Origin of the sequence: Photobacterium rosenbergii, from assembly GCF_033022775.1 — a bacterium.
In the GTDB taxonomy this organism is placed as follows: domain Bacteria; phylum Pseudomonadota; class Gammaproteobacteria; order Enterobacterales; family Vibrionaceae; genus Photobacterium; species Photobacterium rosenbergii_A.
Window position 1 is genome coordinate 103,258 of sequence record NZ_JAWJZI010000003.1, and the last position, 11,872, is coordinate 115,129.

Below are 11,872 nucleotides of genomic sequence, written 5' to 3' on the forward strand. Positions count from 1 at the left end.
TGCGGTTTTTTTAAAACAATCCTAACTGCGGCGCAGTAATATCATCAAAGTGCTTTCCGATGAAAGGCAATATCCCATCGGCGACCGGCCTCAGTTGCTTGTCGATATAGTGCTCGTAATCTATTGGACTTTGTTGCGCTTCAACAGGTTCAGGGCCATTGATGGTAATCACATACTCAATCCAGCCACCATTCTGATATTGCAGTGGACGCCCCTTACGCTGATTCATCTCATCAGCCATTCGCGCCGCTCTGACATGAGGAGGCACATTTTTCTGATATTCCGATAGGTTACGGCGTAACCGCTTGCGATACACCAGCACATCATCGAATTTACCGGCTCGTGTCTCTTCTACATACAGCCTGACGTATTCTTCGACTTCCTGATCATGAAAGACGCGATAATAGAGCGTCTGCTGGAAGGTCTGCGCCAACCGGGTCCAGTCAGTCCTTACCGTTTCCAGCCCCTTGTAGACCATTTCCTCTTCGCCATTATTAATCACCAAACCGGCATAGCGTTTTTTACTGCCCGTCTCCTGACCACGGATCGTCGGCATCAGGAACTTGTGATAATGGGTTTCGTACTCCAGTTCCAGCGCCGAGGATACGCTGTACTCATCACGCAAATGCTCGGTCCACCACTGGTTGATATAAGCCACTAGCTCATTGCCAATCTCATCGGCTTTTTCTGCTGTGTGTGCATGCTTCAGGGAAACAAAGGTCGAGTCGGTATCACCGTAAATCACCTCGTAGCCTTGTGCTTCAATCAATTCACGGGTGGTTTTCATGATCTCGTGACCACGCATAGTGATCGACGAGGCCAAGCGATGATCAAAGAACCGGCAGCCAGATGATCCCAACACACCGTAAAACGAGTTCATGATAATTTTGATCGCCTGTGAAAACGCTTTTTCACCGTCTCGCTTGGCTTGATCCCTCGCCGCCCATAAAGACTCGATCATTTTCGGGAGGAAGTGTTTTGACCTGTGGAAACGCCCGCCCCTGAACCCGGCAATAGCTTGATCATCGTCTTTACCTTCTTCAAGCAATAAGCCTTCGACTAAACCGAGTGGGTCTATACGAAAGGTGCGAATAATTGAAGGGTAAAGTGACTTGAAATCCAGTACCAATACCGATTCGTATAAACCAGGCTTGGAGTCCATCACATAGCCACCGGGGCTGGCAATCCAACTTTCACTATCCAGGCTTGGTGCTACATAACCAGCCCGATGAAGTTGTGGGAGGTACAGGTTAGTAAAAGCGGCTACCGAGCCGCCTACCCTATCAAGCTCTACACCTGTCAGGCAGCTTCTCTCGATAGCAAAATCGAGCAGATGGGTATGGTCAAATATCCGCGACACCAATTTGCAGTCTTGTAGGTTGTACTTGGCGAGTGAAACTTTGTCTTCACGGAACATCTGGTTGATTTCAGCCATTCGGTCGTGAACATTGTTGATTTCTTTCCCTTCACCGAGTAATTCGCGTGAAACTGACTCTAATGACCAGGAGCGGAAATTGTAAGTGGCGGTTTTCAGGGTATCAATACCATCCAGCACTACCCGGCCAGGAATAGAGATAAACCCTTGGTTCGGGTTCTGGCTAGACTGGCGCCAATGTGGCGGCTGTTTGCCTCTTCCGATCCGCAGTGTGATCGCATTCCATTCCGCACGCTTGAGCAGCAGGCGGAAGTCGAAATCTATGACATTCCAACCAATAACAATATCGGGATCGAACTGGAGGAACCAGGCTTCAAGGGCGAGCAATAAGTCCTTCTCGGAGTCCACCCATTGGATCCAGTCATGCTGCACTTCATCGCAGGACTTGTCACCGACCATAATCACCCGGCTATCTTTGTCGCTATGCAGCCCAACCGAATAGAGCACTCCTTTCTCGGAACACTCTATGTCCAGTGAAACAACAGACAGATCAGGTTTATATTCCGCCGCTTTGGCTTTGACCTGATGATACTCATCAAACCCCATCTTAGTGTTTCGCTCTCCAGCAAAAGCGATACCACCACATATAAAGCGTTCCATCAGAAATCGATCGGCTAAGCGGATATCAGATTCAAACGCTTCAACACCAACAGCAGCCAGAACCTTCGGAAGCTGAAGACTGTCTTTTATCGAATGGCAATAACAAGCGGTCATCTCGTCATGCTGGAAATTCTTCAGTGCAAGTGGCTTCCAATCAGCACGAATACCCGCTTTGTGGAGTTCTTCTTGAGCTATTGCCTGATCCTGTTTGCGAATAAAGCATACCGGCTTATCGTTACTCACCACCAGCCTTGCCGGACCATTCTCGGTGCTCACCCAAAGCACAATCTCTGTTTGGCCGCGAACATCACGGCTTTGCCTTGTTAATACAAAGCCTTTTGACTGAGTTTGCAAAAACACCTCATTTACTTGTTGGTAAGCACTTAACCAATTTTACGGTCTATCTTATCAAATTCAGACACAATCCACTGGCCAAAGTCGTTGATCATAAACAGCACGGCCTTTTTAGGAACTTGCTGCCCTGAAGCAAGGATAAACAAACGCTCAATCGCCACTTCATGCTGCGGGTAATACTTGAGAAACTGCTGAGCGGCTTGCTCAATAGACAATACAAGCCGACCTGAGCGGTGAAAGACTAAAGAATAACAAGACCAAATCATTTTATTAGCGACCTCCCGGCAAAAGCCCAAGTAACGGGAGACATTTCGGGTGGCCATAATTTTCTGGCGAGAATCCTTGAGCTTCTCAACCAAGTCTTCATTCATCGCCTTGCCAATATCCCAACAAGGTTCGAAGCAACCGAAACGGCTGGAAAGATCGTCACCATAAACACACATGCAGCAATGCTTTAGCCAGAATCCCCACTTGAATATCGTTGCGATATCAAGCGCCTCACTTTTTTCCAATGTAGTCACTTTTACTGCCGTTACTTGGGGACTTTGTTGTTCTATTCGGCCAATGATGCTATTCAGTACGGCTTGCTCTGATACAGTTAGCGGTTGTGATACCACCATGGTGACATTCAGATCCGACTTTCCCGGCACAGCCTGAAGCCTTGCAACGCTCCCGGCAATATACAGACTGTGTAGTCCTGAAAAGCAATGCTTGAGCTGATGAACGACATCATCTACCACAGCACCAAATACTGGTTGAAACGATGATGGACAAGCAAATGCAGGTAAAGCACGTGTCACTGATTTTCCTCTTAATGTACTGATGCAGTAGCCTCAAATAAACTGCAAATCACTTGTTGTAAGTGTATCAAATCATGCCTTCCTAATACCTATTCCCCACGTTTAAACGAACAATAATCATACAAGCCGTGACATATAATTGTCAGTCATATAAATAAAACCGACAATATAATGACCAGACTACAAAATATTCATAAATCTACACATTTCCATGTAATTACACATGAAACTATTATAGTATTCGCGTACTTTTTCGCTTCCACTCAATATAATGAATATAAAGAATCAGTTTTTTATTTTTATTTGTATGTTATTCATAGGCTTAGTGACATTCTTTGCCTACATTAATGCCTACGCGACAGAAAAGTCACAAGATACTGCAAAAGTGTTAATGTCATCAATAGATACTGAAATCACTACAATCGAAAAACAATTAACAACGATAACCCACTTATATCCAGACTGCAGTGAACAAAGCCGTCAAGCTCTTGAAAATATTACACTAAACAATAGTGTGCTTAATGAAGTTATCTTCATTCGAAGCGACTCAATGATTTGTAGCGATCGCAGCACAACGCTGACGAAGGAAGAAATTGCCGACCTGGAAATAGAAAAGCTAAAGGCCGGCGAGCATTATGCTACATATCAAATGCATGATATTAAATCTGGCAAAACTGCTATTTTCTTTATGATGTATATCGACTCTGGCTGGTATCAGATCCGATTTGAAAAAAATTATTTAGAGCTGTGGTTAAAAGAAATATCCAGTCATCATGAAGTATATTCATACATCTACGATAAGCATCGTGAATTTTTTTCAAATATTGATGACATTAATTCACGGGAATCCATATTTTATAAAACCATGATATCGTCTTCACGCTATCCGGTCGGAATTTCTGTCGGCTATACCAAAGAGCTGTTGTTAGATCTTATTTGGTCATATTTGCCTACAGGTATCCTGTTGATAGTGGCTAATGCGTTCGGTATTTCCCTACTCGTCCATTGCTTCTTTTTCAAACGTGTCCCTTTGTACACGGAAATCCAAAAAGGTATCTATAACAGAGAGTTCTATGCAGAATATCAACCGATAGTCTCGGCTCAGACAGGTCAGTGGATCGGCGCAGAGCTACTTGTGAGATGGCTTCACCCGAAGAAAAAGAGAGTCATGCCTGATGAATTTATTCCGGCGGCTGAAAAGTCAGGGCAAATCAACGAAATCACCTTACAACTGATAGAGCAAGCCGCGCAGGACAAAGCCAGAGCGGTATTGATTGATAACCCCTTTTATCTATCGATCAATGTGACGGCATCTATGATTGCCTCCCCTTTATTTGTTGGCTCTGTCATTGAACTACTCAAACGCTACCCGCTTATGCAGAGCGGTGTGGTCATGGAATTCTCCGAGCGAGAGAACTTTTCGAACACTGATGTATCCTTGCTACAAAACGGTATGCAAGCATTGCGCGACCATGGGATCAAATGGGCGCTCGATGATTTTGGCACTGGCTATGCGGGGCTTTCGACCCTACAAGCACTGAGCTTTGAGATTATCAAGATTGACCGCGCATTTGTTGCCGCCTCAGTGACGGATTCAGTAACGCACTCGATTCTCGGCAATATTGCCCAAATTGGCCATACACTGAATTGTCAGCTAATTGCAGAGGGGGTCGAAACCCAAGAGCAAGCCCAGCATGTACAGTCACTGAACATTCAAAACTGCCAAGGTTTTTTCTATGCGAGGCCTATGCCATTTGAACGTTTTTTAGCTAAATTCAAAATACATTCAACACCTGCCTCAGAAGTCAGCCATTCTGTGCAGGAAATTGTTGGTGTTTAGCGATAACCGTGATAATTTTCGATTTTTACCAACAGAAAGATATAGCCCATGCCAAGAGCTAGTGAAATTAAGAAAGGTTTTGTCATTGTTACCGGCGGTAAAACGTTGTTAGTCAAAGATATTGAAGTTACAACACCTGGCGGCCGTGGTGGTACAAAAATCTACAAAATGCGTTGTACCGATCTAACAACAGGTCACCGTGTTGACGAACGTCTTAAAGCTGACGATGTGGTAGATACTGTTGAGATGACAAAGCACCCTGTTGCTTACTCATACGCTGAAGGCGAAAACATCATCTTCATGGATACAGAAAACTTCGATCAGTACACCTTCAACGCCGAAGAAATTGCTGATGAAATGCTGTTCATCACTGAAGATACACAAGGCCTACATGTCATTCTTGTTAATGACAAAGCTGCTGGCCTAGAGCTACCTTCTGCGGTTGAGCTTGTGATTGAAGAAACTGACCCTTCTATCAAAGGTGCTTCAGCGTCCGCTCGTACCAAGCCTGCACGTTTCGCAACGGGTCTAACAGTACAAGTACCTGAATACATCTCTACCGGAGAGAAAGTAAAGGTCAACGTTCAGGAACGTAAGTTCATGAGCCGTGCTGATTAATTTATCTGCATAAAACTAATTTATGAGGGAAGCTTGAGCTTCCCTTTTTTATTGTGCTTATTTCTCAAAATAGCTGAAACTTGCACCTTCATATCGCTTGGGTATACTTCAGTTTCAATTTACAAATGACAGATAAAGTTCATGGACACACCAAACCTAATTTCTTATGACGATGTTATCGATGCCGCCTACGATATCTTCCTAGAGATGGCAGCTGATAACCTAGAGCCTGCCGACGTATTGCTTTTCACCATGCAATTCGACGAGCGCGGTGCTGCAGAGCTGGTCGAAACTAAAGATGACTGGGCTGAGCACGTAGGCTTTGACGTTGACAAAGAAGTGTATGCTGAAGTGCGTGTTGGTCTGGTCAATGAAGAAAATGACGAGCTGGACGATGTCTTTGCCCGTCTTCTTGTGAGCCGTGATCCTGACAACAAGTTCTGCCACATCTTGTGGAAGCGTGACTAAGTCAGAAGCAAATTTGCAGTACAAAAAAGGCGGAACCCACTAATGGGCTCCGCCTTTTTCTATAATGTCAGCTTACACCAGAACCGGAGTATCATGACGGTTACTGTGGCGAACCCACAGTAGGCTAAGAACAACCAAAATTGCCATCACGGTCATTACCGCACCGAGACTGTACTGATCTTCTGATCGCATCATCGATGCAGCCAATGTCGCCAATCCTGCGCCAAGGTTCTGTAGCCCCCCCAAGACGGCTCCGGCAGTTCCTGCATGATGTGGAAATGGCTGGATAGCTGCCGTTGTTGCGGCAGGAAACAGTACACCGGCACCAATGAAATAGACAAACGCCCCACCAATCAGAGAGCTAACTGTTACCAAACCTGCCATGCCCGGAATAAAGATAGCCAGAGCACCTGCAATGATTGCCAGCATACCCAAATACATTACACGGGTGTTGCCAATCTGTTTGGCCAGTACCGAAGACAACCAAGAACCTGCCAGATAACCAGGTAAAGGCAGGATAAACAATAAGCTTACCGTCTTCGGATCGAGCTTAAGCACACTGCCCAGCAATACGCCTGCCGCGGCTTCAAATACCGCAATACCTGCGAACGTTGCAATCAGACATAGCACGTAACCCTGAAAGCGACGGTTGCCAAGTACATAACGGTAGCTCACCCAGACGCGCTCGTGACGGCGGTTTTCTTTCGGTAGTGTCTCGGTGAACTTAAGCATCATTGCAATCGTTACTAGCGTACCGAAAATCAATAAGAACCAGTAACTTGCCTGCCATTCGAATGCTGACGATAGGTAGCCACCCAGTACCGGAGCGATCAATGGTGAAAAAATCACGCCCATACTTACCAAACTGTTTGCGCGGTGAAGCTGGTCACCATCAAAACAGTCTCGGGTGACAGTACGGCACATAGCACCGCTACAGCCAGTTCCCATCCCCTGCACGAAGGTTGCCACAAGGAACCACTCAAAGCTTGGTGAGAACAATGCTGCAATCGAACCTACAAGGAAAATCACCATCCCCGCAATAATCACTGGTCGACGGCCAACTCTGTCGGACAAAGGACCATAAATAAACTGCGACAAACCATAAGGGATCAGATACGCCGCCATCACTGCTTGTAAATATGCCGACTTAACTGAGAAAAAATCCGCCATCGCTGGAATAGAAGGCACATACATTGTTTGGGTCATTTGACCCACAGCCGCAAGAATGATTATTAGAAATAACAACCTTGTCATGCTTGAAGAAGTTGATTGCTGTTCCACAGCCAATATCCTCATTACAGAATAATATTTTAGGAAACTGCGCCATCTTTGATGAATTTTATTAACAAATAAAATTTAATGCTATTTTTTTGAGATAGCGCGGGATATACACTCGAGGAGTTAAGGATGATTAGATTCAACCCCTGGTTTGATGAGCGGAATATTATAGCTGAACACTAATCATGGCAAGCAGTTAGCACTAGGTGTAGCACGATTGTTTATTATCAATTGCATTAGAAAATATAATGCGAAATTGAGCAGTTACGCTAACCTAAATCCTCTCAAATTTTCTATGCCAGAGAACCGCCAATGTCATGCGTGCATAATTTGTCAAATTTCAAGCAAAAAAAACCCTGCAAAAGCAGGGTTTAGAAGTCGTTGATTCTATGATTAATCAAAGTGGAAACGGTGCTTACCGTGGGCCGCTTTGGTTTTTAGATAATTTTCATTACCGTCTTTAAGGTGTGCTTTGGTACCCACCACCTCAGAGATCACAATACCCAGTGCTTCAAGCTCACGAATCTTTTTCGGATTATTGGTGATCAAGCGAATTTCTTTCAAGCCTAACGCCGCTAGCATGTGAGCCGCTTCAGAGAAATCACGAAGATCATCACCAAAACCTAGGTGGTTATTCGCTTCATAGGTATTCATGCCTTGGCTTTGCAGCTCATAAGCATCAATCTTGTTATAAAGGCCAATTCCACGGCCTTCTTGACGCAGATACAGTAGTACACCGCCCTGTTCGCCCATCTTTTCGATGGTTTCATCCAGCTGTTCGCCACAATCGCAACGTGAAGAATGGAAAACATCACCCGTTAGGCATTCGGAATGCATACGCACGAGTGGCGGCACAGAGCGCTGATCGGCATTTTGGAAAATCACAGCGACATGTTCTTTGCCTGACTCTAACCCGTTAAATGAAAGCAGTTCAGCAGGAATATCACTTCTTTGACCGACTTTAAAAGGCACACGGGCCCTTACTTTAACCATGTTGTTCCTAAGTACTTCTACAGTCAAACCAGTAGCAGCAATCAACTCGACACAAGCCTAACGGTTAAGGCTACAGGCTTACTGTTTGACTGACTATTCTTTACACAACACCCAGCGGTGGAATACTCGATAGTAAAGCTATCGCTAAGGCATTACTCTTTGACTCGGGTTGATAGCCTACAATGATATCTAAAATTATCGCACTAAAACAGCGTAAAGGCACAGGTTGCTGGTTATCAGAGCAATATAGCTCTTACCCGACAAGCTATGTTATAACATAACAATATCAAGGGTAAAACCATAAAATGATTAAGGATTAGATAAAGAAAGGCCGTAGAATGCTTTTAGTTTCCGGCTCTGGAAAAGACTAATCGACATTAAGGTAAAGCACACTACCCCAGCCATAATCATAGTCATCCGCACCCAGTCATCGCCCATCATCAGTCGCACGGTAATCATCTCGTATGTCACCATCAGCCACTTAAGCGCGACAAAGCCCAGGCTCAGCGACATAAAATAAGGAATCCAACGATGGCGAATAAGCAGCAATAAAGGATAAGCGAGTAAAATCAAACAAGGCAGCATAGCACCAAAGCGCAAGAAATGTGCTGCAAGCAACCAGAAACTCACAACAATAGGGACAAATCGAAAGAACATAATACACCCCCCCAATAAGAGGTATTATATATACACCTTAAGTTGCCATTTATAAAGTTATATCTTCTTATCAAACAGTTGACGATTGCCTGCAATACGGGTTAATACCTAAGTGCAACTTTTTTCACTAAGCCAATACATTCCCCCTGTAATATCTAATTGAGTTATGTTTCAATAGCGGCCTTTTTGACCAACTCATTACTGATTAGATGGACACGACTCTTTGGCTGCGCTGGCGATCCCCTATCCTAGTTTTCGTACTGGGAGCATTAGCTATTATGAGTTCATCACAAGCGATTAGCCATTTCTTGTTCAAGAATGAAGTCGAGAAGCGACTTGAAAACATCCATACCTTCTACCAAGAAAGATATCTCAATCTTGGTCTCGAGTTAAATGAGTTGATTCAAGGACTACAATTCACCTGTTCGCAGCAAGATATTGCCTTGCTACGCGATACTATCGAGCAATCAACCGGTATCCAGCTACTTGAGCTGCAAACATCAAAAACAGACTGCTCAGTTTACGGTAAGAATGTTCCGTTAATTAAAGACTTCGATAAAGTTGATACCACCATCGATCACGATACTGATGACTTTAGCTATAACGTCACTCCTTACCACAACCATCGACTAAAGGTTCATTATCGCCTGCACGATGCGAGTTTAATTCTGATCACCGAGCCTGTTCAGAATGTCTTTACCCAAAGTGAGGTTTGCTTACATTGTACTGCTATGACCTTGAGCCGTGGTGGAAAAGAAATCCAAGTCTACCCTAAGCACCAGGGCAAGCAGTACATTCATATTGCGACCAAAGGGTTTGGCCCTAACTATGCCTTCAATGTCTATGCCACTGAAAAGGGTATAGCCTATGTGACTGAAAATGATCTTTTCATCACCCAGCTTTTACTTTTCTTTATGCTGCTCTCGGTATGCTTAGCGATCGGCCTGTATCGCACTCCGGAGCGTACGTTGAAAGAGATGATCACGTATGGGCTGATTAAGAAAGAGTTTATCCCCTACTACCAGCCTATTATCAATAGTCAAACAGGTACCATAACCTGTTGTGAAGTGCTGATCCGCTGGCAACGTTCTGATGGTGAGCTAATTTCACCGAATCAGTTTATCCCGATTGCTGAGCACAACGGTCAAATAATACTACTTACCAACTATTTGATTGAGCAGGTCATCGACCAGTTCAAGGACGAACTGATTGCGGACAGTGATTTCTATGTCAGCATTAATGTCACACCTCAACAATTGGAAGACGATGAGTTTCTCAGCACAACCATCAATTTGCTCAAACAAAGGAATGTTCCCGCTCACAGGCTAGCGTTCGAAGTAACAGAGCGGATCCCATTTAGTGATCTCACCAAAGCCAGACGCATTATCCAGCACCTGACAGACTTCGGTATCTCGATAAAGCTAGATGATGCCGGTACGGGCTACGGTGGCTTTAGTTACCTGCAGAACCTGCCGATTGATACGCTAAAGATCGATAAAATGTTTGTCGATACAATCGGCACCAATGACCTGAAATCCAATATTCTTGATTCCATTATCCTGTTTGCCAAGCACGCAGGCTTAAAGGTGATTGCAGAGGGAGTGGAAACTCAAGCGCAGGTGGACTACTTGCATCAAAGAGAGATCTACTTAATGCAAGGTTATCATTTTGCCAAACCGATGCCATTCGATGAATTTCGCCGGTATTTACAACAAGATATGGCGATATCGGACGGTTAATATAGCTGCGATATTAATCAACCAAATATTTTTTGCGCAACTTCAATTGTTATTTTTGACAGAAACTCTAAAATTGCGCGGTTACATTCCTAAAACACCTGTCACATAACAGGCTCAGGATACATTAATTAGTCTTGCTGCTTAGAAGCAGTGATTGACGTAGTAAAGGAAATGACATGATTCAAGTAGTTGGTCACAAAAACCCTGATAGCGATAGCATCTGTTCAGCACTTGTTGGTGCGGCTCTTCTGAAAGCTCGTGGCGTTGAAGCTAAGGCTGTTCGTCAAGGTGAAATTAACCGCGAAACTCAGCACATCCTAGAAACAGCAGGCGTAGATCAACCTGAAATGTGCACTGGCGTTGCTGGTGAGAAAGTTTGGTTGGTTGACTACACTGACTTGGCACAAGCACCAGACGACATAGCAGAAGCTGAAATCGTAGGTATTGTTGACCACCACCGCCTAGGTGATGTGATGACAGTTAACCCACTTGAAGCATGGATCTGGCCTGTTGGTTGTACTTGTACCATCATGTTCAACCTATTCAAGATGGAAAACACTGAGATCACTCGTGAGCTAGCGACGCTTATGATGTCTGCAATCCTGAGCGACACCGTTGGCTTTGCTTCTCCAACTTGTACTCAAAAAGACAAAGATGCAGTTGCTGAGCTAGCACCGCTTGCTGGCGTTGAAGATCTAGACCAATTCATTAAAGATCTACTGATCGCTAAAACTGACATCAAAGGCCTATCTGCAGCTGAGCTAGTAGAGAAAGACCTAAAAGCTTACCCGTTCAAAGAGCGCAACGTTGTTGTTGGCCAGATCGAACTTGCTACGCTTGAGCAAGTTGAAGACATGATTGCTGATCTTGAAGCTGACCTTCAGCGTCGTTGTGACGAAGAAGGCCTAGCAATGGCTGCACTAATGCTGACAGACATCACTACCAGCACAACTCGCCTACTTTACAAAGGTGAGTGGAACAAAGTGCTAGATGCCCACGCTAAAGATGGCATGCTAATGATGGAAAACACGCTGAGCCGTAAGAAACAAGGCTGGCCGTGGCTTCAGACTGTACTGGCTTAATTGCCCGT

The 11,872-nt window shown here is 44.6% G+C and carries 10 protein-coding genes; 5 read left to right on the forward strand and 5 right to left on the reverse strand.

Annotated features, from left to right (window positions below; genetic code table 11):
* Positions 1–10: 10 nt before the first annotated feature.
* On the reverse strand, positions 11–2,395 hold the full coding sequence (locus R2X38_RS08420) for a DNA polymerase II (protein WP_411184862.1): 2,385 nt from the start codon (positions 2,393–2,395) through the stop codon (positions 11–13).
* A gap of 23 nt (positions 2,396–2,418) precedes the next feature.
* On the reverse strand, positions 2,419–3,189 hold the full coding sequence (locus tag R2X38_RS08425; protein WP_317521793.1) for a nucleotidyltransferase domain-containing protein: 771 nt from the start codon (positions 3,187–3,189) through the stop codon (positions 2,419–2,421).
* A gap of 325 nt (positions 3,190–3,514) precedes the next feature.
* On the opposite strand from R2X38_RS08425, the gene R2X38_RS08430 reads away from it, so the two are divergent.
* The 3 genes from R2X38_RS08430 (at position 3,515) to R2X38_RS08440 (ending at position 6,115) form a co-directional block, all read left to right on the forward strand.
* Entirely contained in the window at positions 3,515–5,029 is a 1,515-nt protein-coding gene (locus R2X38_RS08430; RefSeq protein WP_317521794.1) for an EAL domain-containing protein, read from the forward strand.
* Between the two features lie 48 nt (positions 5,030–5,077).
* Positions 5,078–5,647 carry an elongation factor P-like protein YeiP gene (gene yeiP / locus R2X38_RS08435; protein WP_317521795.1) on the forward strand — a complete coding sequence of 190 codons (570 nt, stop codon included), beginning with the start codon at positions 5,078–5,080 and terminating at the stop codon, positions 5,645–5,647.
* A 141-nt stretch (positions 5,648–5,788) separates the two neighbouring features.
* On the forward strand, positions 5,789–6,115 hold the full coding sequence (locus R2X38_RS08440; protein ID WP_107298386.1) for an HI1450 family dsDNA-mimic protein: 327 nt from the start codon (positions 5,789–5,791) through the stop codon (positions 6,113–6,115).
* 72 nt (positions 6,116–6,187) lie between these two features.
* On the opposite strand, the gene emrD is transcribed toward R2X38_RS08440, so the two are convergent.
* The 3 genes from emrD to R2X38_RS08455 form a co-directional block, all read right to left on the reverse strand.
* Positions 6,188–7,369, reverse strand: a complete 1,182-nt coding sequence (gene emrD / locus R2X38_RS08445) for a multidrug efflux MFS transporter EmrD (protein WP_317522250.1) — start codon at positions 7,367–7,369, stop codon at positions 6,188–6,190.
* A gap of 417 nt (positions 7,370–7,786) precedes the next feature.
* Positions 7,787–8,386, reverse strand: coding sequence for a GTP cyclohydrolase II (locus R2X38_RS08450; RefSeq protein WP_317521797.1), 600 nt, complete (start codon positions 8,384–8,386; stop codon positions 7,787–7,789).
* A 309-nt stretch (positions 8,387–8,695) separates the two neighbouring features.
* A complete protein-coding gene (locus R2X38_RS08455; RefSeq protein WP_317521798.1) occupies positions 8,696–9,043 on the reverse strand; it encodes a hypothetical protein in 348 nt (115 codons plus the stop codon).
* A 278-nt stretch (positions 9,044–9,321) separates the two neighbouring features.
* On the opposite strand from R2X38_RS08455, the gene R2X38_RS08460 reads away from it, so the two are divergent.
* On the forward strand, positions 9,322–10,782 hold the full coding sequence (locus tag R2X38_RS08460) for an EAL domain-containing protein (protein WP_317521799.1): 1,461 nt from the start codon (positions 9,322–9,324) through the stop codon (positions 10,780–10,782).
* A gap of 176 nt (positions 10,783–10,958) precedes the next feature.
* Complete coding sequence (locus R2X38_RS08465; protein ID WP_317521800.1) at positions 10,959–11,864, forward strand: manganese-dependent inorganic pyrophosphatase; 906 nt, start codon at positions 10,959–10,961, stop codon at positions 11,862–11,864.
* Positions 11,865–11,872: the final 8 nt, after the last annotated feature.